At 30.1% G+C, this 26,492-nt stretch carries 29 protein-coding genes; all 29 read right to left on the bottom strand.

Annotated elements, in window-relative coordinates:
• The gene (locus tag BUB36_RS07685) at positions 1–1,419 is read right to left on the bottom strand and encodes a DUF342 domain-containing protein (RefSeq protein WP_073148690.1); all 1,419 of its coding nucleotides are present in this window, start codon (positions 1,417–1,419) and stop codon (positions 1–3) included.
• A gap of 26 nt (positions 1,420–1,445) precedes the next feature.
• Positions 1,446–2,183 (bottom strand): sigma-70 family RNA polymerase sigma factor, encoded by a 738-nt coding sequence (locus tag BUB36_RS07690; protein WP_073148692.1) that lies wholly within the window; start codon positions 2,181–2,183, stop codon positions 1,446–1,448.
• Between the two features lie 159 nt (positions 2,184–2,342).
• Entirely contained in the window at positions 2,343–2,828 is a 486-nt protein-coding gene (locus BUB36_RS07695) for a chemotaxis protein CheD (RefSeq protein ID WP_073148694.1), read from the bottom strand.
• Positions 2,821–3,441 (bottom strand): chemotaxis protein CheC, encoded by a 621-nt coding sequence (locus BUB36_RS19235; RefSeq protein WP_073148696.1) that lies wholly within the window; start codon positions 3,439–3,441, stop codon positions 2,821–2,823. Before BUB36_RS19235 ends, BUB36_RS07695 begins: the two co-directional genes overlap by 8 nt.
• An 18-nt stretch (positions 3,442–3,459) precedes the next feature.
• Complete coding sequence (locus tag BUB36_RS19240) at positions 3,460–3,903, bottom strand: chemotaxis protein CheW (RefSeq protein ID WP_073148697.1); 444 nt, start codon at positions 3,901–3,903, stop codon at positions 3,460–3,462.
• 66 nt (positions 3,904–3,969) lie between these two features.
• Positions 3,970–5,991, bottom strand: coding sequence for a chemotaxis protein CheA (locus BUB36_RS07710; RefSeq protein ID WP_073148699.1), 2,022 nt, complete (start codon positions 5,989–5,991; stop codon positions 3,970–3,972).
• A 3-nt stretch (positions 5,992–5,994) separates the two neighbouring features.
• Positions 5,995–7,065: a protein-glutamate methylesterase/protein-glutamine glutaminase gene (locus BUB36_RS07715; protein ID WP_073148701.1), complete on the bottom strand. Its 1,071-nt coding sequence runs from the start codon at positions 7,063–7,065 to the stop codon at positions 5,995–5,997.
• Positions 7,066–7,728 carry a flagellar brake protein gene (locus BUB36_RS07720; RefSeq protein ID WP_073148703.1) on the bottom strand — a complete coding sequence of 221 codons (663 nt, stop codon included), beginning with the start codon at positions 7,726–7,728 and terminating at the stop codon, positions 7,066–7,068. It lies immediately after the preceding gene.
• A gap of 128 nt (positions 7,729–7,856) precedes the next feature.
• Entirely contained in the window at positions 7,857–8,744 is an 888-nt protein-coding gene (locus BUB36_RS07725) for a MinD/ParA family protein (RefSeq protein WP_073148705.1), read from the bottom strand.
• Position 8,745: 1 nt separating this feature from the next.
• Positions 8,746–9,885 carry a flagellar biosynthesis protein FlhF gene (flhF, locus tag BUB36_RS07730; protein WP_073148707.1) on the bottom strand — a complete coding sequence of 380 codons (1,140 nt, stop codon included), beginning with the start codon at positions 9,883–9,885 and terminating at the stop codon, positions 8,746–8,748.
• A complete protein-coding gene (flhA, locus tag BUB36_RS07735) occupies positions 9,886–11,913 on the bottom strand; it encodes a flagellar biosynthesis protein FlhA (protein WP_073148709.1) in 2,028 nt (675 codons plus the stop codon).
• 130 nt (positions 11,914–12,043) lie between these two features.
• On the bottom strand, positions 12,044–13,129 hold the full coding sequence (gene flhB / locus BUB36_RS07740) for a flagellar biosynthesis protein FlhB (RefSeq protein WP_073148711.1): 1,086 nt from the start codon (positions 13,127–13,129) through the stop codon (positions 12,044–12,046).
• Positions 13,130–13,133: 4 nt separating this feature from the next.
• A complete protein-coding gene (fliR, locus tag BUB36_RS07745; RefSeq protein WP_073148714.1) occupies positions 13,134–13,907 on the bottom strand; it encodes a flagellar biosynthetic protein FliR in 774 nt (257 codons plus the stop codon).
• Positions 13,908–14,122: 215 nt separating this feature from the next.
• Complete coding sequence (gene fliQ / locus BUB36_RS07750) at positions 14,123–14,392, bottom strand: flagellar biosynthesis protein FliQ (protein ID WP_073148716.1); 270 nt, start codon at positions 14,390–14,392, stop codon at positions 14,123–14,125.
• Between the two features lie 13 nt (positions 14,393–14,405).
• Positions 14,406–15,188 carry a flagellar type III secretion system pore protein FliP gene (gene fliP, locus BUB36_RS07755; RefSeq protein ID WP_073148718.1) on the bottom strand — a complete coding sequence of 261 codons (783 nt, stop codon included), beginning with the start codon at positions 15,186–15,188 and terminating at the stop codon, positions 14,406–14,408.
• Positions 15,189–15,311: 123 nt separating this feature from the next.
• Entirely contained in the window at positions 15,312–15,638 is a 327-nt protein-coding gene (locus tag BUB36_RS07760; protein ID WP_073148720.1) for a flagellar biosynthetic protein FliO, read from the bottom strand.
• Positions 15,639–15,662: 24 nt separating this feature from the next.
• Entirely contained in the window at positions 15,663–16,025 is a 363-nt protein-coding gene (locus BUB36_RS07765) for a response regulator (protein ID WP_073148722.1), read from the bottom strand.
• A gap of 21 nt (positions 16,026–16,046) precedes the next feature.
• A complete protein-coding gene (gene fliY / locus BUB36_RS07770) occupies positions 16,047–17,183 on the bottom strand; it encodes a flagellar motor switch phosphatase FliY (protein ID WP_073148724.1) in 1,137 nt (378 codons plus the stop codon).
• Positions 17,176–18,171 (bottom strand): flagellar motor switch protein FliM, encoded by a 996-nt coding sequence (gene fliM / locus BUB36_RS07775; RefSeq protein WP_073148726.1) that lies wholly within the window; start codon positions 18,169–18,171, stop codon positions 17,176–17,178. The genes fliY and fliM overlap by 8 nt, the downstream gene beginning before the upstream one ends.
• A gap of 17 nt (positions 18,172–18,188) precedes the next feature.
• Positions 18,189–18,605: a flagellar basal body-associated FliL family protein gene (locus tag BUB36_RS07780; RefSeq protein ID WP_073148728.1), complete on the bottom strand. Its 417-nt coding sequence runs from the start codon at positions 18,603–18,605 to the stop codon at positions 18,189–18,191.
• 40 nt (positions 18,606–18,645) lie between these two features.
• Positions 18,646–19,401, bottom strand: coding sequence for an OmpA/MotB family protein (locus BUB36_RS07785; RefSeq protein WP_073148730.1), 756 nt, complete (start codon positions 19,399–19,401; stop codon positions 18,646–18,648).
• A complete protein-coding gene (locus BUB36_RS07790; RefSeq protein WP_073148732.1) occupies positions 19,394–20,188 on the bottom strand; it encodes a motility protein A in 795 nt (264 codons plus the stop codon). Before BUB36_RS07790 ends, BUB36_RS07785 begins: the two co-directional genes overlap by 8 nt.
• 3 nt (positions 20,189–20,191) lie before the next feature.
• On the bottom strand, positions 20,192–20,413 hold the full coding sequence (locus tag BUB36_RS07795; RefSeq protein WP_073148734.1) for a flagellar FlbD family protein: 222 nt from the start codon (positions 20,411–20,413) through the stop codon (positions 20,192–20,194).
• A 55-nt stretch (positions 20,414–20,468) separates the two neighbouring features.
• Positions 20,469–21,800 carry a flagellar hook protein FlgE gene (locus BUB36_RS07800; protein WP_073148759.1) on the bottom strand — a complete coding sequence of 444 codons (1,332 nt, stop codon included), beginning with the start codon at positions 21,798–21,800 and terminating at the stop codon, positions 20,469–20,471.
• An 82-nt stretch (positions 21,801–21,882) separates the two neighbouring features.
• Complete coding sequence (locus tag BUB36_RS07805) at positions 21,883–22,263, bottom strand: TIGR02530 family flagellar biosynthesis protein (RefSeq protein WP_073148735.1); 381 nt, start codon at positions 22,261–22,263, stop codon at positions 21,883–21,885.
• 20 nt (positions 22,264–22,283) lie between these two features.
• On the bottom strand, positions 22,284–23,345 hold the full coding sequence (locus tag BUB36_RS19085; RefSeq protein WP_084111843.1) for a flagellar hook-length control protein FliK: 1,062 nt from the start codon (positions 23,343–23,345) through the stop codon (positions 22,284–22,286).
• Positions 23,346–23,359: 14 nt separating this feature from the next.
• The gene (locus BUB36_RS07820) at positions 23,360–24,685 is read right to left on the bottom strand and encodes a flagellar hook-length control protein FliK (protein ID WP_073148737.1); all 1,326 of its coding nucleotides are present in this window, start codon (positions 24,683–24,685) and stop codon (positions 23,360–23,362) included.
• Between the two features lie 93 nt (positions 24,686–24,778).
• On the bottom strand, positions 24,779–26,026 hold the full coding sequence (locus tag BUB36_RS07825; protein WP_073148739.1) for a MotE family protein: 1,248 nt from the start codon (positions 26,024–26,026) through the stop codon (positions 24,779–24,781).
• A gap of 5 nt (positions 26,027–26,031) precedes the next feature.
• Entirely contained in the window at positions 26,032–26,481 is a 450-nt protein-coding gene (fliJ, locus tag BUB36_RS07830) for a flagellar export protein FliJ (RefSeq protein ID WP_084111845.1), read from the bottom strand.
• Between the last annotated feature and the right edge of the window lie 11 nt (positions 26,482–26,492).

The raw sequence follows: 26,492 nt of genomic DNA on the forward strand, positions 1-26,492 counted from the left end.
TCAACTCCTTATTAAATTAGGAGCAATTACTATTTCACCATTTTCCTTTAATAGGGTAGCATTTTTTAATACATTTTTTACAATATAGTGGGAATTATTAATTTTAATATTCGTTCCAGGATAAATTTCATCACTGCTAACTTTGCTATATTTTAAAGCTTCTAATGTACAGCATAGATTCTTCATGTTTTGTTGCAAAGTCCTAAGCTGTAAAGTATATTGCTCCTTTGTATTTAAATATTTTTTTAAATAAATCTGTTTCTTAGGAAAGTTGCTTTTTTTATTATTCAGTACATTAATAGCTTGAGTAACTTTATCTAAACTAACTTTAATTTCTTCTATTGATTTTTGTGTTTTTTTAATATCCATTAGTAATTTTTCATCGGTTCCCAATTGAATCCTCGTAATTGAACCTATTTGGCTCCCAATTGTCTTTGCAATAATTTCTTTTCTCGCATATATGTTGCCTCCTAATATCAGCCCTTTTTTTTGATTAGCAATAATCCTTCCCATACAACTAATATTACAGTGAATTATAGTATCGCAAATTATATTGCCCTTAACCTGTGCATAACAGTTTTCCATAAATTTAGCATTTATATCACCTTCACAAATAAGTCTTGAATTGTTATGGACTCCTTTGTGGATTATAATGGTGCCAGCTGTAATCTCTGCACCTTCAACCACTCCATGTATTTCTACTTCTTCTGATGCATTAATTAAATATCCATTTTCCACATTACCTTTGACTACTACTTTTCCATTAAATCTAATATTTCCTGTAGTCACTCCCACATTTTCATTTATCTCTAAAATTTTAATAACGCTAATTTTTCCATTTTCTACTTTAATATAACCATCTTCTGATGCTAATAGAAACATTCCATCATCGGACACGCTTACATTTTTTCCTTTTTTAAAATCAACATATTTTCCAGGTCTTGCTTTAATAATTCTATTTGTTACCGTTTTCCCATCCTTTCCATCTATAGGTAGTATCTTCTTGGCTAATACATCACCTTTTTTTACCTGATTTATAAAATTTAATTCTTTATGATCAACTTTCCCATTTTCTAGCTGTTTTGGTCTCTTTTTTTTATTTTCTTCAACATAATATTCGATTTTTCCATCTGTGCCATTTACATGTCTTTCTCCAATAGCAATACAAATTCTATCAACATTTTTAGGATTTTTTACTATCTCATCTATAACATCTTGTTTTAAACCATATGTAACATTACTCTTCCTTAATTCATTTATTATATCTTCTTTATTTATTATTTCATCGTCTTCACACTGTATTGTTATAAAGGCTTCATAGTAGTCACTGGACAACTCTATATTTATGTCTATAGTACTTTCTTCTTTTGTATCATTATTATTATCTCTACAACTATTTTCTTCAATATAATCCTTCATTCCTTCACCCCACCCCTACATATACTTTATGTATATATGCTATTTAAAGAACTCTTTAATTTAGCGATACACTTAGTATGAATCTGAGATACCCTTGATTCAGAGATGTTTAAAATTTTGGATATTTCTTTATAGGTTAATTCAGAAAAATAGTAAAGTTTGATTATCATCTTTTCTCTTTCTGGTAATCTATCAATTGTCTTTAATAATATCTTCTTTGTTTCATTTTGTATGTAACTGCTTTCAGGTCTTGTTTCAGTATCCTGAGATATTATATTAAAATTAGTATTTTCAGACATTTTATCATCGAGGGATACAACTGAAAAAATCGAAACCTCTGAAAGAAAATTTTTAAATTCTTCTAAGGACATATTAAGCTCTTTCGCTAGAATTTCATCATCAATATCTAGTCCATGTATACTTTGGAGTTTTGATACTACTTCTTCGAACTTTTTATGTTTTTGTCTGATAGACCTTGGTACCCAATCTAAGCTTCTTAAATGATCAATTATGGATCCTCTTATACGGAAGTTAGCATATGTTTCAAATTTGACATTTTTATCAGGATCAAATTTATCTATTGCATCTATTAAACCTAAAATGCCATAGCTAACGATATCGTCGTATTCTAAATTTGTATTATATGAATGATATAGTCTGCCTGCTATTATCTTAACTAATTCTATATTTTCGACAATTAGTTGATCTTTTATTTCTTTTGATTTGCTTTTTTTATACAATTTCAATAATTCATTATTAGCCATAAACTATATCCTTCTCCTTAGAGTATTTTTAATATTTTCTTACTGAAAATTATTACTATATAAATATCTAACATAGGGTTACAAAATGACTTACAGTCATTTTGTAGAAGTTTCTATATATTATAAAATTATATTTAATTATATAAAAAACATAGTCGATTATAGTTCTTTAATACCATGTCCAATTGTTTTAACTAAAAGTTTACCATCAATTGAATGAAATTCTATAGTTCGTCCATAGTTTCCACCTGTATCTTGGGCTTTAATGGGTATATTATAATCGTTGAGTATTTTTTTTACAGCTATAACGTTTCTTTCACCAATTTTCATAATATCATTTTTACTTGCAAATGAAAACATTTGAGATCCACCTGCTATTTTACTTATAAGTCTATATTTTGAAGCACCTTTCTTTACCATTTCATCAATTAGGGCATCTATACCAGTATCAGCAAATTTAAATAAATTGCTGTTATTTCTAATGTTTTTACTGTCAGGTAGCATAATATGGGCCATTCCAGCAACTTTTTTAACAGGGTCATATAGGCAAATTCCAACGCAGGAACCAAGTCCTAAAGTTGTTAGTATTTTAGGTGAAAATGTGGTCTTTAGATCGGCCATTCCAACTTTTACTATATTATCCATTTGTGCTTACCCCTAAGCTTCTTAATAATATGTCATATGAATCATAGTCAGGAACAAGGAGGAAATAGCCTTTAACATTATCATTGCCTTCTAAAAACTGTGTTTCGATAATTAATATTTTATCACTAACTTGACCAAATTTAATAGCAGGTACACTTAATATTGCCCCAGCCATATCAATAGCCAGTGATGGTACAGATATCTTCATGTTTAATCCAGTTAATCCAGATAATGATGAAACATAAGCACCTGAAAGAATATTACCTATTTCCTTTAGTGCAGATTTTGCTAAATCATCAATATCCTTAACTTCATATCCATTCATTATTAAACTAACTAATTTTTTTGAATACTCGGTTTCTAAGAGAAACATTATACTCCCATTTAAGTCACCTTCAATTTCAAATAAGGTACTACAAACTATAGTTTCAGCTCCTCCAATCAAATCAGCAACATCTGAAAAGTCTAACACATTAACTTTAGGGACAGTCATATCAATTTTTTTATTTAACATTTTAGCTAAAGCTGTTGTAGCATTGCCAGCTCCAATATTACCAACCTCTTTTAGTACATCAAGAATTAAAGAATCAATATTATTAAGATAATTATCCATGTAAACACTCCTTATTAATCATAGCTCTTTTTCCATATCGTTTATATCTAATATTTTATATAGGTCGATAATCATGATAATACGTTTATCTTTTTTACCAATACATTTAACAAAGTTTTCTTCGCTGGTACCCTTAAGGGATGGAGCTTCTTCAATATCTTTCTCTGATAGTTGGATAACTTCTGACGAAGAATCTACAGTCATTCCAACGGTAATTTCATCTAATTTCACAATGATTATTCTTGAATTCTCATCATATTCCTTCATACTTAGATCAAATCTCTTTCTAAGATCGATTACAGGAACAACATTACCCCTTAAATTTATAACACCCTTTACGAAGTCTTTTGTATATGGTACACGAGTCATAGGCATAACCTTTTCTATTGTTTCTACATTATGAATATCAATGCCATAATACTCATTATCCAATTTAAAAACAACATATTCCTTTATCGGCATAAGCTTCCTCCTTTTACAATGATTTATGGAACGATTTATTGTATTTAATACTTGCTAAATAACATATTAAAATAATGAATTAGGATCAACTATTAATGCTATTTGACCATTACCTAAAATAGTAGCTCCTGCAATTACTTTGATACCAGATAAATATTTACCTAATGATTTTATAACTACCTCTTGCTGTCCTATTAAATTATCAACTACAAGGCCAGCTATTTTATCCCCCTTTTTAACTACCACAATAATCATTTCATCTTTATCTTCAGATATTTTATTAACTTGAAGTATTTCATTCATTCTTAATATAGGCAGTGTATTATTTCTAAATAATACTACTTCCTGATTGTGAACTTTTCTAATTGTATTTGTCTTAATTGTGGCAATTTCTTTAATTGAATTTAGAGGCAATGCGTACTTTTCATCACCGATTGTAACCATTAGAGCTTGTATAATAGCTAAGGTTAGCGGCAATCTAATAATAAACTTCGAACCCATATTCATCTCTGAATGAACTTCAACTAATCCACCGAGGGATTCTATTTTTGTTTTTACAACATCAAGACCAACACCTCTTCCTGAAATATCAGAGATTTTTTCAGCTGTACTGAATCCAGGCTTAAATAAAAGATTAACAATTTCATCATTATTCATATTTGCAATAGTTTCCTTGGAAACTAATCCCTTGGATAACGCCTTATCTCTTACCTTCTCTATAGAAATACCACTTCCGTCATCTTCAACTTCTATTACAACGTTATTTCCATCTGGATATGCTCTTAAATACACATTTCCTGCTTTAGGCTTTCCTAATTCCTCTCTTGTCTTAGGATCTTCTATGCCATGATCAATAGAATTCCTTAATAAATGTATTAATGGATCACCAATCTCATCAATTACAGTTCTATCTACTTCTGTTTCTTCTCCTGTCATATATAGCTTAATTTCTTTTCCCAACTCTTTAGATAAATCCCTAACCATCCTTGGGAATCTATTAAACGTTCTTTCAATAGGTACCATACGAACCTTCATAACAGCATCATGTAGACTAGTAGTTATTCTTTCAAGATATTCAACAGCTTCGTTCATATTTGTATTAAGCTTTGAATCTTCAATATCTTCTAACCTCGTTTTTATAATAATCAGTTCACTTACTAAATTCATTAAATTATCTAGTCTATCAATATCAACTCTAACTGTTTTAGAAGTCTTTGATTTTAATTTATTAGATTTTTCTTCTTTTTTTGGCTTATCATTATTTTTACTAACAGGTTTATTTATTTTTTTAGTTTCCTTTATTTTTTGTGGCTTATTTATATTCCCTTCAACTTTAATTCTTTCTACAACAACTTCATTTATCTCAGAAATGTTAAGTATCTCATTTCTTATTGTATTTTCATCAAGTTTAGTTATATAAATTATTTCAAAGGCATTATCAAATTTTTCATCTTCGATTTCTTCAGCACTTGGTTTTGATCTAATAATTTCCCCGAATTTTTCCAAAGTATTGAAAACTATAAATGCTCTAGCTGCTTTCAGCATACATTCAGGATTCAAAACAACCATAATTTTAAATGAACTAAAATTACTTTCCCTAGCTTTATTGATGATATTATATGTAATATCTTCAATATCGATTGTAAATTTTGAATTATTTTCTTCGTCTTTTATATCTTCTTCATCATGGCTTTTTTCCATACTATTATTGTTCATAATATTGCTTAATTTTTTTATTAATGGTTTTGGATCTAAATCACCTTCAACACCATTCTTTATGAGCCCATTGACATATTCTTCAAGGGTATCAAAACATTCGAAAAGCACATCTATAATGTGTTCGTTTGCTTCAATTTCTTTATTCCTAATGGATTGAAGAACATTTTCCATTTCATGGGTTAAATTTGCCATTTTTACATATCCCATCGTTCCAGACATACCCTTTAACGTATGTGCAATTCTAAAAATTTCATTTAAAAGACTTAAGTCATCAGTAGAAGCTTCTAATTTTAGAAGCAGCTGATTCATATCCTGAAGATGTTCTTTTGATTCTTCAATAAAAATATCAAGATACTGATTCATGTCCATATTCTACACCTCCACTGCTCTTATTATTTCATCACTAATATCATCAATTGGTAGAACCTTATCAACAATTCCAAGCTTTATTGTTGACTTAGGCATTCCAAAAACAACACAACTTTCTTCATCTTGGGCAATTATATATGCTGAGTTTTCTTTGACTTTTTTTAGACCCTGTGCACCATCTGAACCCATTCCCGTAAGAATAACTCCAATAATATTATCTATTCCTGTACTAGCTAAGGAATTCATCATTGCATCAACGGATGGTCTATGTCCAGATACAGCAGGCTTCTTGTTTAAGCTAATCTTTAATTTGTTATTATCTTTATTGATAATCATATGTTTGCCACCAGGAGCAATATAAGCATGACCAGGTAGAAGAATATCATCTTGCTCTGCCTCTTTAACATTTATCTCACATATTGAATCCAATCTATCTGCCAACGATTTTGTAAATCCTGGAGGCATATGCTGTACAATTACAAATGTTGCATCAATATCCTTTGGAATATTAGGTAAAATGGTTTGTAATGCCCTAGGGCCTCCTGTAGACGTCCCAATAGCTACTACCTTTTTAGCTGTACCCTTGTTATTGGTAAGTATTCTAGGTGACGTGGAGTGAACTTTTACATTTTTTTTAGGAATATGAGTTTTATAGAAAAGCTTTTTTCCAAGTTTTATTTTAGAAGCAATTATAATTTTATCTAATAATTGTTTCTTCATATCCTCTACATTTATCTTAAAAATATTACTTGGCTTGGCTATGAAATCCACAGCTCCATATTGTAGGGCCTTAATAGTGGCATCAGTACCTTCTTTTGTTAAACCACTTAGCATAAGTACTGGCACTGGGCTAATATCCATTATTTTTTGAAGTGCTTTTAATCCATCCATTTTAGGCATTTCAACATCAAGTGTTACAACATGGGGTTTTAGATTTTGTACCTTTAATATAGCTTCCTCACCATCTCTAGCTGTATCAATAACTTCAATGTTTGGATGGGAATTAATGATATCACTAAGTATCCTTCTCATAAATACAGAATCATCTACTACAAGAACTTTTATTTTATCCATTTACATCAACCCTTTTTTAATCATTTTTCTTTGTCTCTTAAATACAAAGGATATAATTTTTGAACGACTCTTTTCTTCTATAGCTGTATAACAAATACCTAAATCATATTTCAACATAGAATCTGGAATAGGATCGCATCTTAAAACCTTACCAAAGGCTTCTATTGTCTCATTATCAAGATGAATAACACATTTTACCGTCGTATATTTTTCTAGCTTTGATTTTGCTATTAATCTTACTCCTCCTCCACTTATATCCTTAGTGATGGCGGGAATAGTTTTAACAACGGCTCCATTTTCAATTATCTGTAAATCTACATTTAAAACTATATTTAACCTATAAAATTCTCTTCTTTGAAAATGCCGAATGTCACTATGTTTACTAACAAATAGAATATTTAAGTTGTTTTTTTTCTTTCTATCTATGATTTCACCGACATAGTAAAATTGACCCTTGTTTTCTTTGTTGAAAACAATATTTATATTTGTGCCAATTCGCATGGGATAGATTCTCCCTTTATAAATAGGGTTTGATATAACAATGATATTATCATTTATAACCCTTATGACATTGCTTTTAAGATTTAAAAAGGAGTCATCTTTTTCTATCTCTATCTCAATGTTTTCTCCAATATCCAGCAAGTCAGTAATCCTTTTATCCAAAAACATACCTCCTTACTATTTTTTATATAAAATAATTAAATATAATTCAATAAAAACATTAGTTCGCTGCAATAAAATATCTAAATTTAAAATTTACCATAGCTTAATATAATTTTGTAACTCGCCTTCTATATCCTATTAAACAAATTATTAATAAATCTTTTAAAACTAGAAATATCTTTAATTTGAGTTTGGTTGTTTATTAGGTTATATGCTGCCATATCAATACCTTTACTTGCAACTGAATTTGGAAACTTTAAAATAAAAGGTTTTTGTAATTTTACTGATTTTTTTACCGAAGAATCTTCGTATATGAATCCTAAATTTTCAACTTCAAAGTCTAAAAATCTTTTGGTAGCCGAACTTATTTTATTAAATACTTCACGTCCTTCATTGCTTGATTCTATACGATTAATAACGAGCTTTATTGATTTATTTTTATGCCTAATATTCTTTATTATAGCATATGCATCTGTTATAGAAGTCGGTTCAGGTGTAATTATAATAATTACTTCATCAGCAGCTTCAATAAAAGATACCACTGAATTATTTATACCTGCACCTGTATCTATCAAAATATAATCAGAAATTTCATTTAACATGTAAAAATTATTTATTAGATTATCAATTTCTTGTTTTGATAAATCAATCATATCAGTTATCCCTGAACCACCAGAAATAATATTTATTCCTTTTGGACCTTTCATAATGATATCAATTATACTAGCTTCACCTCTAATTACATTAGCTAAGGTTTGTTTAGGTATCATACCTAAAACAACATCTATGTTTCCAAGACCTAAATCAGCATCTATTACTGTTATTTTTTTACCTTTATTACTTAATGCAATGCCTAAATTGATAGTGAAATTTGTTTTTCCTACTCCACCTTTACCACTGGCTATAGCCAATACCCTTGCACTATTTTCTGGTTTTTTATTCATACTTATGATTTTGTTGTTATTTTGTCTAAAGCTGTTTATGAGTTCTCTTAAATTAGTAGCTTGATCCTTCATTTTAATCACCTACAAACATATTAACAATCTTATCAATATCAGCTATTTCTATATCATCAGGTACACTTTGTCCAGTAGTTAAATATGATATAGGCTTTGAAGTTATGAATTTGGCATTAAGTATGTTACCAAAACACGATGTCTCATCAGCTTTAGTAAATATTAAACTATAGTCATCTAAAAACTGGTATGACTTTATTATATCTTCAATATTTTTATAAGATGTTGTTAGGCTTAAAAGAAGAAATATTTCTGGTGACTCTACATACTCTAAAATACTGGTTACTTCTTTTAGTAATTCTTTATTTCTATGATTTCTTCCTGCTGTATCGATAAAAATATAATCTTTATCCGAATATTTTTCAATAGCATCCTTAACTTCATTTGGTTCATAAATAACAGTTAGCGGAACATCCAATATTTCGCTATATGTTTTTAGTTGATCAACGGCCGCAATTCTATAGGTATCTGCAGTAATAAATGCCACAGAACGTTTATTCATTATAGTTTGTTTTGCTGCAAGCTTAGCAAGGGTGGTAGTTTTACCAACGCCTGTAGGACCTACAAATATTATAACATTTTGTTTTCTACTATTATTACTGATTATATAGGGATTTCCAAGATAATCCTTTAAAATTATCTTTAAAGCATTCCTTATAGATGAATCATTTTCGTTAGAAATACTTATTTGCCTTCTAACAATAGAAAGTATTTTATCACTAACTGGTTTTATGACTCCTTTATCCATTAAACACTTCTCATATTTTTGTAAAACTCCATCATTATTAGTATTAGAGTTTTTATTCATATTGTCAATCACTGTTGACAGCATCATTTTTATGGAGTCAATTTCTTTATTTATATTATTAATATCATATGAACTAACATTTGATGATTTGTTTTTTTCAATTATATTTTGTTTGACCGGGCTACTATTTACAAAATATTTAGGTTGAGCATTATTTTGCTCAATTGAATCTACAGCAGCCACTACCTCAACAAGAGGTTTTTTAAGAAAACCCTTTAATCCTCGTTCCTTTATTTTTCTTGTATGAAGTATTATAGCATCTCTGCCTAATTCACTTTTTATTTTTATCATGGCCTCTTGTACGTCTTTAGTTATATACCTTTTTACCTTCATCTATATTTTCACCGTCCCTATAGACTGAATCTCAACATCAGTATCTATTTCATTATATGATAGTACTATTAAATCTGGTATACTTTGTTCCGTTAAGCTTTTAAAGTAATATCTAACTATAGGAGCTGTTATTACTATAGGTTGTTCACCAATGGATACTAACTTTTGAATTTCTGTAGAAAGATTGTTTAATATTACTTGAACCACAGAAGGCTCTAGGGATAAATACGACCCATGCTCAGATTGCTTTATTGATTCCATAATTAGCTTTTCAAGATTTGGATCTAGCATCACAACCTTAGCTCTTTTATTTTGTATGTATTGTTTTGTTATAGCCCTTCCAAGAGACTGTCTAACATATTCGGTTAACATATTTGTATCCTTTGTTATAAGACAGTAATCAGCTAAAGTTTCTAAAATCGTAACTAAATCCCTTATAGATACTCTTTCCTTCAATAGGTTACATAATACTTTTTGTATTTCACCATAAGACATCAGCTTTGGAACAAGTTCATCAACTAATGCTGATTGTTCTTCTTTGACACTATCAATAAGGGTTTTTACTTCTTGTCTTCCTAATAATTCATAGGAATATTTCTTAATAATCTCGGTTAAATGTGTTGAAATTATTGAAGAAGGATCTACAACTGTATAGCCAAGGATTTCCGCTTTTTCTCTATTAGCTTCCGTAATCCATTTAGCAGGTAATCCAAAGGCAGGCTCTATTGTATCTATCCCTTCAATATCTCCACTAGCATTACCTGGATTCATGGCAAGATAATGATTAAACATTATACTTCCATCTGATACCTCAGTTCCTTTTATTTTGATTAAATATTTATTGGCATCTAATTGAATATTATCTCTAAGTCTGATCATTGGAACAACCATACCTAATTCCAAGGCTATTTGTCTTCTAATCATAACAAGCCTATCAAATAGATCTCCCCCTTGATTTGGATCAGCTAAAGGTATAATTCCATAACCAAATTCTAATTCTATAGGGTCAACCTGTAGTAGTGGCATAATATTTTCAGGTTTCCTTATTTCTTCCACCTCTGCCTCTTCTACCTCTTCTAATTCAATGCTTTCATTCTTAATAATTTCTTTACGCAAAATATAACCTAAAAATACAAAAGTAGCTGACAACATAAAATAAGGGGTATTGGGTAGGGGAGTAATCCCTAACACAAATAGTACTCCTGCTATGATAAACATTATCTTAGGCTGCCTAAATAACTGCTTTATTAAATCATTACCTAAATCTGAGTCAGAAGCAGCTCTGGTAACCACTATACCAGTCCCTGTTGATATCAATAGCGCTGGTATCTGACTTACAAGGCCATCTCCGACAGTAAGTAAAGTATATCTTTGCATCGCCTCAGAAATTTCCATACCATTCATAAAGGAGCCGATTATAAAACCTGCAACGATATTAATAATAGTAATAATTATGCCAGCTACTGCATCACCCTTAACAAATTTACTAGCCCCATCCATCGCTCCATAAAAATCGGCTTCTTTTTGTATCCTCATCCTTCTATCTTTTGCTTCACTTTCAGTAATCAAACCAGAGTTTAAGTCGGCATCGATGGCCATTTGTTTTCCAGGCATAGCATCTAATGTGAATCGAGCTGCTACTTCAGAAACCCTCTCTGAACCCTTAGTGATTACTAGAAATTGAATAACTATAATTATCATAAAAATAATAAAACCAACTATTGCATTACCTCCAATAACGAAATTACCAAAGGCTTCTATTACATTACCAGCATTTCCATCCTTAAGTATATATCTTGTTGTAGAAATATTAAGTGATAATCTAAATAAAGTAGTTACCAGCAATAATGATGGGAATACTGAAAATTGTAATGGCTCTTTATTATATATAGATATAAGTAATATCAATAATCCTAGTGAAATATTTACACTTAATAAAAAATCTAAGACCATTAGTGGCACAGGGATTATTATTATCATTACAATAGCTATAATACCTACGGCAACAATAATACCGCCAAATTTCATCTAAGTTCCTCCTATATTGTCAAAAATTGTATAAGACTATTTGATATTTTAAAATATATCGTACAATCATTAATGAAATTTTCAAGATCTTGCTATTTATAAAAGACTTAAAAAAATATAGAAAATACGATTATTGATTTTTCAAACTGTAAATATATGCCAAAATTTCTGCTACAGAATGATATAAGTCTGGTGGAATAAATTCTCCAATATCAACTGTATAATAAAGCCTCCTTGCTAATGGCTTATTTTCAAAAAGGGGAATATCATTTTCTTTTGCGATTTTTTTTATATTTTGAGCAATTAGGTCCTGCCCCTTTGCAATTACCTTTGGAGCATCATGGGCATCTTCATTATAGGTTAAAGCAACAGCAAAATGAGTTGGATTTGTAATAACAACATCGGCCTTGGGCACATCCTGCATCATTCTTCTCATTGCTATTTGTCTTTGCTTTTCCTTAATTTTTGACTTTATTTTTGGATCTCCTTCTGTCTGTTTATATTCTTCTTTAACCTCTTGCTTAGACATTTTTAGTCCCTTTTCATGCTCCCATTTTTTATAGTAATAATCTAAAATTGCCAAAATCAACAACGCTATACCTAATCGTATAGTAATATTAAAAACTAAACTCCAAGCATAATCAATTACCTGATCTAGGTCCATATCAAACACATTCAATATATTATTATATTCTTTTAATAAATAGCTACAGCTTATATACAAAAGTATCGTTGTCTTTAAAAGTGATTTTACAAGTTCTACCAACGATTTCATTGAAAACATTCTTTTAAATCCAGCTATAGGATTTAGTTTGTCAAGTTTAGGTTTTAGGGTCTTTGTGGTAAAAAGAAACCCCACCTGCATATAACTGCATACTATTCCTACTGTCAAAGAAATAAGCAGTAATGGCAGTGAAAGCTTTACAATCAATAATAATGTTTCATTTAAAAACAAAACAATATTTTTAAATATGTAAATCGAGCTTATATCAGACGTATAATTTAACACTTTATGATAAAATTTGTATACTTCTTTATACCAATAACCTTTAAGTAAGTTTATTGAAGAAAAAACGAAAATTAATATTAAAGCAGAATTAATATCTTTACTTTGATGTACTTGCCCTTTATCTCTTGCTTCTTTTCTACGCTTGGCTGTTGGCTTTTCAGTTTTTTCTCCTGTAAAAAGCTGTAAATCAAATCTAAGTTTTAACATTCAATCATCCTTTTACAGCACTATTCAAGAACTCTTTAATATAGTCAAACATTATTGCAAAAATATTGCTGAATACTTTAAAATAAAGTGGCAATACTATAAAAATAGTAACAAGTCCAATAAAAATTTTTAAGGGCATTCCAACAACAAAAACATTCATTTGAGGAATAGCTCTTGATAAAATGCCTAATATAACATTTGTGATGAAAATTGTAATCATTACTGGAACTGCAATCTTAAAGCCTAGTATAAATGAAGTTTCCAGTATTTCAATAACTTTATCTACAAATAATAATTTTACAGTCTCATATCCTATAGGTATTATCTTGAAGCTATGCAAAACAGCTTTAATTAAAGTATGATGTAAATCAGTCATTAAAAAAACTAGTATACACATTACATAATAAAAATTAGCAGTAATTGGTATTTGTGATTCGTCTTGTGGACTTATGACGCTTACAATGGAAAATCCAATATTTCTATCGACTAAAACTCCAGCTATATATATGGAATTTAAAATCAAAAGAGAAATAAACCCAAATACTAAGCCAATTAAAAATTCAATTAACATATAGTACAATAATTGATAGACGTGTATTATTTGCAATTTAGATGAAATTGTAATTATTGGAAAAGCAATAAGGGTAAGAAATCCAGCAATTCCAATTTTTAAAGTTCTTGGTATAGTTTTTGTCCCAAATACTGGTGTTAATAAAAATATGCCACTGATTCTTGAAAAAACTAATATAAGTATAATTATATTTTCCATTATATTCATTAATTTTCTTCCAATCTAACTAATTAACTGCTTTCAATATCGCTTTTAATCCGTTAAAATCAATTCTTATTATAGATAAACAACATTAAGTATTTATGTTGTTTATCTTTATGGGATTTACATAGTAAAAATTAGCTTATACATGTACAAATACCTAGTTTTTCTAGGGCTCTTAGCCGTACGTAAATTAGCATCTTTACTTAAATTCCCTATAGTTATTTTACAAAATTGTTTATGTTAGAAAAAATATAAGTTGTAAATTCTGTTGATTTTTTTAAAAGCCAAGGACCAAGTAGAACCAATGTTAGAAATACTGCTAGTATTTTGGGTACAAAAGCTAAAGTAGCTTCTTGAATTTGAGTTGTTGCTTGAAAAATACTTACAGCCAAGCCCACAAATAGTCCAGCCAATAAAAGTGGTGATGCAAGAAGAATAATATGATATAAAGCTTGCTGAAATAAATCCAGCACTAAACCTTCATCCATTATATTAACACTCCTAATTAAATCCCAATAAAATATGCTTAATAATAAGGTTCCAACCATCAATCATAATAAAAAGTAATATCTTAAATGGTAAGGAAATCATGACTGGTGGAAGCATCATCATTCCCATTGACATCAAAGTACTTGCAACTACCATATCAATAACTATGAAAGGAATAAATAGCAAAAAGCCTATTCCAAAACCTGTTTTAAGCTCACTTATAATAAATGCAGGAACTAAAGCCCTAGTAGGTATATCATCTATGCTTTTTGGAGTTTCATCTCCTATAATATTTAGAAATAGCGCTAAGTCCTTCTGTCTAGTTTGTTTAAACATAAACTGCCTTAGGGGTTTTATCGCTTGATCTGTTGCTTGTTCAAATGATATTTCCCCATTGGTATAGGGCTTAATAGCATTCTCATTAATGGCATCAAAGGTAGGTGCCATTATAAAAAAAGTTAAAAAAAGAGCTAAACCAATCAACACTTGATTCGGTGGCGTTGATTGAGTTGATAATGCCTTTCTCAAAAAAGATAAAATTATAATTATCCTTGTAAAACTTGTAGTCATTATTAATATTGAAGGAGCTATGGTTAAAATTGTAAGCAATACAAGTATTTCTATACTAACAGCTACTTCCTTTGGATTCTTAGCTTCATCGATCCCTAGACTTAATTTGGGAATAGGAAACTCTGGCTCTGCATAAGCAGTATAATTACTTACATTAATACAAAAACTACTTATAATAATTATCGCAATCATTGTGATAATAAAATATTTGAATATTTTATTCATTTTTTCATCCTTACCTGTAATTGAATTCTATAGATATTAGCTTCATAAGATATTTATTAATAAAGCTAATTATATATGGTTTTGTATCTTTTTAAAACTAATATCCATATTTTAAACTACTATTTACTTGTATCTTAAGTTTTTAATGTTTGATAAAATATCACTAAATTTCATGTTTTTTATTTTAACATCCTTTAATTGTAGAGAATCTAACTTATCAATCAACTGAGCACCATTTTTACCTACAAATATTAGGTAGTAATGTTCATCTAACTGGATTAATACAAGGGATTTATCTACTCCTAAAGGCAATTTTTCTATAAATCTTATGTTCCTATTTGTTGTAATATTGGCATTTAATCCTCCAGAGACTATTTTAGTAGTGAAAAATGCCAATATTATAATAAATATTGATGCAATCAAAACAATAATTGGATAATATCCTGTCATTTATGAGTTTTTACTCCCTTCATATTAGCCAATAACTTTTTTAACAGCCTCAATAACTCTATCAGCTTGAAATGGCTTTACAATAAAGTCACGTGCCCCTGCCTGTATAGCTTCAATAACCATTGCTTGCTGCCCCATGGCAGAACACATAACTATTTTTGCATCAGGAGCAATCTTTTTTATTTCTTTAACAGCCTGTATACCATCAACTTCAGGCATGGTAATATCCATTATTACTAATTCTGGATCTAATTCTTTAAATTTCTCAATAGCTTTTTGCCCATTCTCTGCTTCACCTACTATTGTATATCCATTTTTTGATAAAACATCGCGAATCATCATCCTCATAAATGCCGCATCATCAACAATTAATATTCCATTTGCCATAATATTTCCTCCTTTAATTCACTAGAAATTATTTACACGTTTTTGTGGATTAATAATATCTGTAATTCTAATACCATAATTTTCATCAACAACTACTACTTCTCCTTTAGCAATTTGTTTACCATTAACATAAATATCTAAAGGTTCTCCTACTAGCCTATTTAATTCTATAACAGTACCAGGTCCAAAATCAAGAATTTCACTTATCTGTTTAGTTGTTCTTCCTAATTCAACTGTAATACCTAATGGCACATCCTTTATAAGCTCTATATCACTATAAGAATTATAGCCATCACCCTCATCATCAAAGCTTTCAAATTGTAAAGGCTGCACATTAACAGGCTTATTATGAGAATTTCTTTCAATTCTAGGATTAACAGCTTTTTCTCTTCTATTATTATTCATTGGTTGCTTCATAGTATTTTGTTCAGGTATATCATTTATATCAGTTTCCCTAACAATGTCATTATCTACCATTTTTGTTTTAGCAGAACCAGAACTTACATTTAATAATGGAGCAACCAATTTTTTAGCAAATTCAATTGGAATAATCTGCATTATTTCACTGTCTATTAAATCACCTACAGTCATTCTAAAGGCAATTTTCACAATTTTATGGTCACTTTCTATTCCCATATTGTCATATTTTTTATTAGGCAAGTCAACAGAAAAAGCACTTGGAGGTAAAATATCTATTTTTTTTGTAAATATTTCGGAAAGAGATGTGCATGAAGAACCAATCATTTGATTCATAGCTTCTCCTATGGCACTTAGGTGAATATCTGTAAGATCTTGAGAAACATTTTTGCCATCACCACCCATCATCAAGTCGGTAATGATTTTTACATCTTCCTCATTTAATATTAGTAAATTAAAACCCTCTATTCCTTCTCTATATTTTATCATTACAGCTACACAAGGTATATCATAATCGTTAGATACCTCATCCAAAGTCGTTACTGATACTTTAGGAGTAGTTATAGTAACTTTTTGACCTAGTAATGTGAATAATGTGGTGGCAGATGTCCCCATACTAATATTACCTATTTCCCCCAAAGCGTCTTTCTCATCATCTGTCAAATCATTGTCCTCTTCAAAATCAGAAGTAGTCCCCTTAAGTAAAGCATCTATTTCTTCTTGAGAAAGCATATCAGCCATCCAGATCATCTCCTTCCTCTATGAATTCTGTAATCTTTATAGCGACCTTATTCTTTCTTACACCAGGCTTGGCATAAAACTTCTGTTGATTACCTATTATAACCTTAATATCTTCATTTACCTTGGTATCTAATTGAATCACATCTCCTATCTGTAAATCAAGGAACTCCCCAACGGAAATGTTTGTACTGCCAATAACTGCTCTAACATTTACATAGGTCTTTTCTAAACCAAATTTTATTGCATCCTTCTCTTCACAGGTAACTTCTTTATTATTATTTGAAAACCAAAGCCTTGTACTTAATTTTGGTATTATTGGTTCGAGGACATAATAAGGAATACACATATTAAGCATACCTTCAACTTCTCCAATTTTAACATTAAGGGTTACTAATGCAATAATCTCATTGGGTGAAACAATCTGTGCAAATTGAGAGTTTGTCTCAATTTTTTCTAAAGAAGGATTCAAAGCTACTATATTCTCCCATGATTCTACTATTAACTTATTAATCTTTATAAGGATTCTTTTCAAAAGAGTTAGTTCAATCTCAGTAAAGCCACGGTTTTCTTTAATCAATCGTCCACTTCCACCTAAAACTCTTTCAATCATTGTAAAGGCTATATCAGTAGAGACATCTACTATTATTTGCCCATTTAATGGCTCGAAATTAATTATCCCTAAAACTGCAGGATCGGAAATAGAATTACTAAATTCATAGTAAGTCAATTGTTCAACTGAAAGAACATCTATGTTAATTAATGTTCTCAAATATCCAGATAAAAAAGTATTTAAAAGCCTAGCAAAATTCTCATGGATAATTTGAAGTGTACGTAATTGGTCTTTAGCAAATTTATCAGGTCTTCTAAAATCATACTTTTTTATTTTCTTATCTTTATTTTCCTCTTTAAATTCTTGTACATCAACTTCCCCTGTACTTAACGCTTGAAGCAGATCATCAATTTCACTTTGCGAAAGGACATCTGACAATTACGTCACCCCCAATACTATTGGATTATAAATTCTGTGAAATAAACATTAGAGATAGCATTGGATTCTACTATATTTACTATCTTATTTTGTATATCTTTTCTTGCTTTTTGTTGCCCCTCTTCCCCAGACATATCTTTTATGGTTTTATCCCTTAGAAGCTCTAAAATGTCATTTGTAATTCTTTCTTTGTTTTTTGTAAGAACTTCAGCAAGTTTACTATCTGTATATTCAATAGTTATATTAATCTTTAATATATTGTTGCTTTCCTTGATATTCGTATACATTTCATCAAGCTTGAACTTATAATATTCAACCTTTTGCTCCTTGCTTGCTTCTTTCTTATTAAGAACTAGAAAAAATACTAAGGTGAATATTAATGCTAAAACAAGAAATCCTATTAAGCTTAAAATAAGAACTTTCTTTAAACTCATAACTTGTTCCCCTTTTATTATATATTATATTTCCACATTACTAATTATAATTTGGCTCACTTTTTTCATATTCTGAGTTCAATATTACTATATCAACTCTTCTATTCTTTGCCTTATTCTGCGGAGTATCATTGGGAGCAACTGGATGATATTTACTATATCCCGATACGGATATTCTTTCAGGGGTTATGTTGGTTTCCTCGATTAAAAATCTAGCTACATTAACTGCTCTTATAGTTGACAATTCCCAGTTAGTCGGAAATTTTTTACTGCTTTTAATAGGGTCTGAATCCGTATGTCCTTCTACTCGAATTATTTTATCAGAGAATTTATCTTGCTTAAGTAAGCTTGACATAAACTTTATGATCTCTTTAGACTGTGTTTTTAACTCAGCCCTACCTGAATCAAAAAGAACATTGTCATCAAACCTAATCAAAAGCCCTCTATCGTCAAGTTCAACCAGAATTTGACTTTGCAAATCATTCTCCTTTAGGTGCTTTTCAAAGCTTTCCTTTAAGGCTTGTAGGTTTCTTATTTCCCTTAAGTTGTTGGTAATATCATCTTCTAATGTGGAATTATTTACAAACTGCGTATCGTCCAAGGTCTTACCACCCCTCATAACACCAGCCGACCCTTGAAATGATTGCATTATAGCTTGAAATTTCTTTGCATCAATCTCTGAAAAAGCAAATAAAAGTACAAAGAAACAAAGCAATAATGTCATCATATCCCCATAGGTAGCCATATATTCTGGTACGCCACCAGTTTCTTCTTCTTGAGGTTTTTTCCTACTCATCTGCTACAGCCTCCATATCTTCACCATTATTTAAAGATTTACGTATTGAAGGTGGTAAGAAAGCCTTTAATTTTTCCTCAATAATTCTAGGATTTTCACCAGCTTGAATAGATAATAATCCCTCAATCATTATTTCCTTTAGAAGAATCTCTTCTTTACTTTTAAGCTTTAGCTTTTTTGCTATGGGAATACAAATCAAGTTAGCTAAAAGTGAACCGTAGAGAGTAGTAATTAAAGCAACTCCCATACTAGGTCCTATTGTATCAGGATCATCAAGCTGTCTAAGCATAGCCACCAATCCTATCAAAGTTCCTATCATACCAAAGGCTGGCGCAAGGGTTCCCATGGTATCAAAAATACTTTTCCCTTCATTATGTCTTTCTTCTAAAAAAGCAATCTCTGTTTCGAGGATGTTTTTGACTAATTCGGGATCTGTCCCATCAACTATGAGCATTACACCCTTTTGTAAAAAATTATCCTCAATCTCTTCTACAGCTTCTTCTAAAGCCAACAATCCTTCTCTTCTTGCCACATTTGCTAAACTTACTATTTTATTTATAATCATCCCAGTCTCATATGTATTGTTTGAAAAAGCCTTTTTTACAACTTTCATAGTAGATAGAACCTTTTTTAGTGGAAAGGCTATAAAGGTGGCTGCAATCGTCCCACCAATTACTATTAGTATGGAGGTGAAATCCCAAAACCAACCTAGTTCACCAGCACTCATAATTCCCCATAAAACAAGAACAATACCAGAAATCAATCCTATGATGGTTGACAAATCCAATTACTACACCTCATTTCTGCGATATTTTGTAATGGGGGTATCTTCTACAAAAATCCTTCTCTTATATTCTAATATCTTATCGATAACTTCGTCAATACCTTCTAACACAACAATCTTCCTGCCAGTAGTCATTGAAATTACTGTATTTGGTGTCTCTTCTATAAACTCGATAAGATCTGAATTTATAGCCAAAATCTCTCCATTAAGTCTAGATAAATATATCATACAAATCATCCTTTTATACACCTGGGCTATTTAAACCCAGGTATAAAATTATATATTATCTTTTAAGATTAACAAGCTCTTGAAGCATTTCATCAGTAGTAGTAATTATTCTTGAATTGGCTTGAAAACCTCTTTGTGTAGATATCATATCAGTAAACTCCAGTGAAAGATCGACATTTGACATTTCAAGTGCTCCTGGTGTTAAATCACCAAAGCTTCCGCTAGATGGAACACCATATTTAGGAGTACCTGAGTTTGGCGTATCAATAAACATATTACTACCTATTTTTTGAAGCCCCGCAGGATTGTCAAAATCCGCCAAACCTATTCTGGCTAAGGTTTTTCTTTCTCCATTTGTAAATATACCAACAACTTCGCCATTTGGAGATATGGTGAAATCGTTAATCGTTCCTGCTGTGTTACCATCTACGGCAACACCTTTTGCATCTGATGTATTGCTTTGTTGGGTTAAAATAACATTTTTGTTGTCATCTAGGAAAACCTTATCATCAATATCTAACGATATCTCTGCAGCTCCAGGATAGTTCAATTTTATAGTTCCTTTACCATCTGTTCCACTGGCAATAAAATTAGTCCCATCATGAGCCCCTTGAAATATTCCAGAGTTTGCTCCAGTGGGGTCATATGCATAATTACCTTTACTATCAAATTTTAGATATCTTTTTTCGCTAGCTTTTGAAGGATCAGTTGATGTGCTACCAAATATTACATCCCCATCCTCATCTTTAATAACTATCTCTCTATAGCTAACGTCAGTACTAGATCCATCTCCTACCACTTCTCCAAATTCAATTGTTAAAGTGTGTACATCACCTAAGCTGTCATATATATCAACAGTAGTTGTATATGAAGAATCATTATAGTTTAAATTACCCTTGATTTCTAATTCGGTAGTGGCAGTAGCTGCCTTTGTTTCAGATCTATTAATCTGTATAGGCTTCAGGTTTTCATCCAAGATTTTATATCCATTTGCCGCAACAAGATACCCAGCTCTATCAATATCAAAGTTACCTGCTCTAGTGTAAAAGCGATTTTGTGCATTTACATCGTTTGTCAATATAAAATAACCATTACCATCCACCATCAAATCGGTAACACGGTCAGTCCTTTGTGTAGATCCCTTAGAATGATTTACAGTAATCGATGCAACATTAACTCCTAAGCCAATTTGTTGAGGATTTGTTCCTCCTCTACCACCTTGGGGTGAGCCTGCACCCTTTATGGTTTGACTGAATACCTCTTGAAATGTAACTGCACTTCTTTTAAATCCAACTGTGTTTACATTGGCTATGTTATTACCTATAACATCCATTTTGGCTTGGTGTACCCTAAGCCCTGAAACTCCTGAATACATTGACCTCATCATATTTAAATGACCTCCTTTTGTTTTACCGTAAATAATCCCTTCTGTCAATCAGAGATTTTAAGCCTCCTTTTGAAGGTCCAGCTTATACAATTACGGCTCCATCTATATTAGTAAATACATTTTCCTTTAATTGCTCATCGCTGGCAGCAGTAATAATGGTTCTATTTTTTACGCTTGCGATAAAGGCCTTGTTTCCCATAAGTATTAAAGCTTCATTTACCCCTTTTTCTTCAGCCTTTTCAACACCTTTGTTTATCCTATTTATATCTTCCCTGCTAAGGTTAATATTTCTATTTCTTAGTCTCTGAAGTGCATGCTTTGAAAACTTTATATCATCTTCTGGCTTATAAATCCCATGGAGTATTTCCTGAAAGGATTTTTTAGTAGCATTATATTTAGCAGGAGATTTTGGAATGTTATTTTGATTTATTATAAGGTTATTACTAAACCTTAATCTGTCCAAATGTTCACCTCCCTTTAAATCTATTTATTACTATCCATATCGTAACCGCCAATAGCTTTATTGATGTTAATCAATTCATTGATTACTTCCAAATCATTGTCCAAGGATTCATCTTGGTCATCCTTTAACTTTTCAATGTTATTGTTTAATTTCTCAAAGCTGCTGGTAATATTATCATTAATGTAATATAAAGATTCATTAACTCTTTTACTTTGCTCCTTAAATGATTCATTTATTTGATCAAGTATTATATTATTAAGTTGTATGTTTTTATTCATTTGCTGCATTTGTTCTAGTGAACTGAATTGAGCCATTTGTGCAATAAATTCTCTATCCTCTATGGGATTTAGGGGGTCTTGATTTGAAAGCTGAGTTATTAGCAATTTTAAAAACATATTTTTATCCATACTGTTTGGATCAGCTTTACTTATTAAATCATTCTTATCATTACTTGGTGTTTCATCTTCTTTAACAGATACGATGTACCTTTGAACATTAAAATCTTTATCCTTAAGAGCTTCTTTAACTTTATCGAATTCAGCATGTATTACATTTTTTACAATATTGCTGTCAGCTAAAAATTCAGCTATTTCTATCCCATCCTCTTTATAAACCCTTATAGATAAGTTGCCTAGACTTTCAGGCTTCATCTTTATAATTATTTCTGGAGTATTTTCTGAAAGAGAATTTTCAATATTATTTACTATTTGTTCTACTATTTGGGAGTTGGACTCACCCTCTTCAGAATTAAGTTTTATCATTATTTTATGCACAGAAAAACCCTTTTCCTTTAACATGCTTTTTAATTTTTCAATATTCTCATTTAAAACCTCTTTAACAACTTCATTGTCGGTTTCAAATCTAGCTACAGTAATGCCTCCTTCTGCAGAAATTTTTATGGATAACTTCCCTAGGGTACTTGGTTTTAACTTAATAACTATCTCAGAAACATCTTCTGAAAGGGTATTTTGTGCATTCTCCATTATTTGGTCAAATATATCAGAGTTATTTTCATCTGTTTTGCTTACGGCCCCACTACTTCCTTTATATATATAGTTATTATTTACTGAACCGATTGTCAAATATCTTCACCTCCCTATGCTAAATAATCGATTGATGAGCTTAAGCCATCGATAGTCTGCTGACTTAAAGCATATGTATCATTTTTTAATTGATTGTTATTTAAGAATATCTTTTTTGATTTTTTCTTACTGAAATATGAGAAACTATTTTCCTGATGGTCTGAATCCTTGTTAACAGAAACATTAAATTCTTTTATTTCAAAGCCTTTATCACTTAATGCATTTCTTAAATCTTCAAGGTTTGATTCTATAGCTTCTTTAACTATTTGGCTTTCTACTTCAAATCTAGCTACCAATATCCCTCTTTCAACAGCTATTTTCATTGACATTTTACCTAGATTATCTGGCTTAAGCTTAAGTAACATTTCTGACACATCTTCAGATATGGAGACCTTTGCCCCTTCAAGGATTTGATTAAAAATGTTTAAATCCAGCCTATTAGTACTACCTGTCATGGTTGTATTTCCATTAAGGTTTTGAATGTTGTTAGTATTATCAAGCTGAAAGTTTTTAATAGGTGTAATATCTGTGTCACTACTTAATTCAGTATTAATATTTACATTCTTCTTTACAGAAATAGCAAATTGACCTTTAGAATTTTCGTCTTCAATAATACTAATCTGTGGATTTCTCTGTTCAGTAGCTTCCTTCCCTGTGGCAATATTGCTTTCGTCCTTTGTTATATTGCTTTCGTCCTTTGTTATATTGGTTTCATTTTTTATAGAACTATGTTCTAAATCTAATTTCTCACTATTGTTAACATTATAAGAATTAGAAGTTTCAAGTATTTGAGATAATTTGTCTATTGTATCCTTAGCTATCTCTTTTAGTTCTTCATTATTTATAATATCGGAACCTTTTATAAGCTTTAGGTCCCCCAGCAATTTCTTTAGCATATCTAAATCTAAATCAGAAGAAAAACTCATATTAGCTCCATTAATATTCATATCAGAAATAATATCTTCTATTTGCTTTGTCAATGCCCCAAGCTTTTCACTATCAATTACATTACTTGACTGCAGAACTTGCATTAAATCTTCAATTAATAAATACAACTCATTCAATTCTTTTTCTTCTTCAACATTTGTATTTTTATTTTCCTCATAATTATCTTGTACTTTTTTTATATTACTTACTTTATTTTCTTCATCTTCCATTTTATTTCGAGATTCCACTTTAGAACTATTAGGATTTTGCTCCTCTTTTTTTCTATTTAGAACCTTTTTAAAATCATCCTTTTCTAAATTGGTAGTATTACATTTAAGTTTACTACTGTTGTTAGTTTTAGCTTCAAATGTTTTTTCAAGAAATTGCATTTGGCTTACATTTCCTCTTATCATCTTTTCACCTCCCTTCTAATATTTATATATGTCTAAAACCTAGCAACTGATAATAGGCAGTTGACTATGATTTTGACTTGCTTGATATTTTTACTATTGTGGCAATGATAACTTTTTAGTAATATCTGATGCTAAATTATTATCTAAATTAGATAATACAGATGCTAATTTTCTTTCACTGAATTTATCCAAAATCGTCAAGGCTAAATCTTCATCACTTATGGATATGGTTTCACCATTGCTAAGTGAATATTTTTTAGAACTGGAGGTATTCCTTATCATCCTTTTTATTAGCATAGCAATTTGCTCATCCCCCATTTTTTCGTATATGGACGTTAGTTCATCAACATTTTTATCAAAATCTCTATAAATCTTATAGGCCTTTAATATATCCTCTGTAATAAAATCCTTCCTATTTAGTAAAATTTCCTTTTCCTTAATCTCATTTACTAACTCATGAACAAAGTCATCATCATTTAACCTAGCAAGAACCTGTGCACCCTTTATAATTCCAATATTCTTATATATAAAGGCCAATTCATCAACTTTATATGTTTGGGTATTACCAATTATACTAACTAATTTTTCAGGACTTTCTGTTGAATATATTTCTGCGGCATATCTTAGTTTCAACTCTCTATCTTCCATTGTACTTAAAAGCACTTTTATGTCCCTCTTTTTTTCATCAAAACTGAATTTATCAATTATTTTTCTACTGATATTTTTATCCATGTACCTCAAAAGGAAGGCAGCATTTTCTTTTTTCATATTTTCAAATATTTTACCTAACTCAGTATAGCCTATTTCATTATTATTAATAGAAGCTTCAATCTCTTTTATAGCTGTAATGTAAGAAAGGCTTTCAAAGTATTTTGCTTTATCCATTATTTCTTTTTCTTTTTCTATATCTATTTGTTCAACCGTTCTTAGAAGGATATCCTTTTTTACTAAATTTTTTCTGATTTGATCCATAATAGCCTTTGTCTTATTAGCGTCTAGCTTTATCATAAGCTTGATAATTTCGTTATAAAGTACTTCATCTTCATTTTTAATTAATATCAACTTATCTATTGCCCTATTGTTATCTATACCAACCAGATATTTAGCAACGGATATTTTTTGAGTATCCAATTCATTTTTAGTTGGATAAGTTTTAAAATATTCTCCCACAGGGCCAGGTAGATTCACTAATATCTTATTAGCCTCCATTTTAAAACTATCATTAGTATAATATATAATTCCTACTATAAGTAACGGTGTAATAATAAACACCATAAAAACAACTAATAAAATTTTTCCAATTCCTATACCCTTTTCAGTTTGTTTTACTTTATCCGTCATAATAATCACCTATGTAATAAACTGTTTTTATATGTAATTAATTGATCAATATTTCTTTCCTCAATTTTTTTTAGCATCATATTGAACTCTTCCAGCTTTTTTTCCTTTAGTTTCTCCATAATTCTTTTTTCCTTTGATATTTCAATTAATTGATTTTTTATAGACTCTATTTCTTTTTTCTTCATATATATTATATTGTTTTGAAAAGCTATATTCATATTTAAATCTTTTCTGTAATCTTCTATATTTATTAAGGTTATGAGCTTGCACCCAGAGGAAGTCTTATTCTTAATAATCTTTAAATATTCATTGTCTTTCATAACCAAAGCATTAAGTTTATTCTTTTCTTCATTTAAAATATCATAGGCTTTACCTAATTCAGTTTTTAAGGCATCTTCTTTTTTTTTAGCAAGATTAAGAATACTTTCGTACTTGAATTTAAAACCTTTCATCATAATCACCTTAT

This window comes from Paramaledivibacter caminithermalis DSM 15212, from assembly GCF_900142245.1.
Classification (GTDB): domain Bacteria; phylum Bacillota; class Clostridia; order Peptostreptococcales; family Caminicellaceae; genus Paramaledivibacter; species Paramaledivibacter caminithermalis.

Excerpts from the sequence above, each read along its gene's own strand:
- fliP (WP_073148718.1), bottom strand. The coding sequence starts at position 15,188 with ATGAATAAAATATTCAAATATTTTATTATCACAATGATTGCGATAATT.
- BUB36_RS19240 (WP_073148697.1), bottom strand. The coding sequence starts at position 3,903 with ATGCCGATAAAGGAATATGTTGTTTTTAAATTGGATAATGAGTATTAT.
- BUB36_RS19235 (WP_073148696.1), bottom strand. The coding sequence starts at position 3,441 with ATGGATAATTATCTTAATAATATTGATTCTTTAATTCTTGATGTACTA.
- BUB36_RS07695 (WP_073148694.1), bottom strand. The coding sequence starts at position 2,828 with ATGGATAATATAGTAAAAGTTGGAATGGCCGATCTAAAGACCACATTT.
- fliQ (WP_073148716.1), bottom strand. The coding sequence starts at position 14,392 with ATGGATGAAGGTTTAGTGCTGGATTTATTTCAGCAAGCTTTATATCAT.
- flhF (WP_073148707.1), bottom strand. The coding sequence starts at position 9,885 with ATGAAGGTAAAAAGGTATATAACTAAAGACGTACAAGAGGCCATGATA.
- BUB36_RS07765 (WP_073148722.1), bottom strand. The coding sequence starts at position 16,025 with ATGGCAAATGGAATATTAATTGTTGATGATGCGGCATTTATGAGGATG.
- flhA (WP_073148709.1), bottom strand. The coding sequence starts at position 11,913 with ATGAAATTTGGCGGTATTATTGTTGCCGTAGGTATTATAGCTATTGTA.
- BUB36_RS07795 (WP_073148734.1), bottom strand. The coding sequence starts at position 20,413 with ATGATATATTTATCTAGACTTAATGGAGAGATTTTGGCTATAAATTCA.
- BUB36_RS07800 (WP_073148759.1), bottom strand. The coding sequence starts at position 21,800 with ATGATGAGGTCAATGTATTCAGGAGTTTCAGGGCTTAGGGTACACCAA.
- BUB36_RS07825 (WP_073148739.1), bottom strand. The coding sequence starts at position 26,026 with ATGACGGATAAAGTAAAACAAACTGAAAAGGGTATAGGAATTGGAAAA.
- BUB36_RS07760 (WP_073148720.1), bottom strand. The coding sequence starts at position 15,638 with ATGACAGGATATTATCCAATTATTGTTTTGATTGCATCAATATTTATT.
- fliR (WP_073148714.1), bottom strand. The coding sequence starts at position 13,907 with ATGAATATAATGGAAAATATAATTATACTTATATTAGTTTTTTCAAGA.
- BUB36_RS07785 (WP_073148730.1), bottom strand. The coding sequence starts at position 19,401 with ATGAGTAGGAAAAAACCTCAAGAAGAAGAAACTGGTGGCGTACCAGAA.
- flhB (WP_073148711.1), bottom strand. The coding sequence starts at position 13,129 with ATGTTAAAACTTAGATTTGATTTACAGCTTTTTACAGGAGAAAAAACT.
- BUB36_RS07690 (WP_073148692.1), bottom strand. The coding sequence starts at position 2,183 with ATGGCTAATAATGAATTATTGAAATTGTATAAAAAAAGCAAATCAAAA.
- BUB36_RS07780 (WP_073148728.1), bottom strand. The coding sequence starts at position 18,605 with ATGAGTTTAAAGAAAGTTCTTATTTTAAGCTTAATAGGATTTCTTGTT.
- BUB36_RS07725 (WP_073148705.1), bottom strand. The coding sequence starts at position 8,744 with ATGAAGGATCAAGCTACTAATTTAAGAGAACTCATAAACAGCTTTAGA.
- BUB36_RS07710 (WP_073148699.1), bottom strand. The coding sequence starts at position 5,991 with ATGGACATGAATCAGTATCTTGATATTTTTATTGAAGAATCAAAAGAA.
- fliJ (WP_084111845.1), bottom strand. The coding sequence starts at position 26,481 with ATGATGAAAGGTTTTAAATTCAAGTACGAAAGTATTCTTAATCTTGCT.
- BUB36_RS07715 (WP_073148701.1), bottom strand. The coding sequence starts at position 7,065 with ATGGATAAAATAAAAGTTCTTGTAGTAGATGATTCTGTATTTATGAGA.
- BUB36_RS07685 (WP_073148690.1), bottom strand. The coding sequence starts at position 1,419 with ATGAAGGATTATATTGAAGAAAATAGTTGTAGAGATAATAATAATGAT.
- BUB36_RS07820 (WP_073148737.1), bottom strand. The coding sequence starts at position 24,685 with ATGATAAGAGGAAATGTAAGCCAAATGCAATTTCTTGAAAAAACATTT.
- fliY (WP_073148724.1), bottom strand. The coding sequence starts at position 17,183 with ATGGCTGATATGCTTTCTCAAGAAGAAATAGATGCTTTACTTAAGGGG.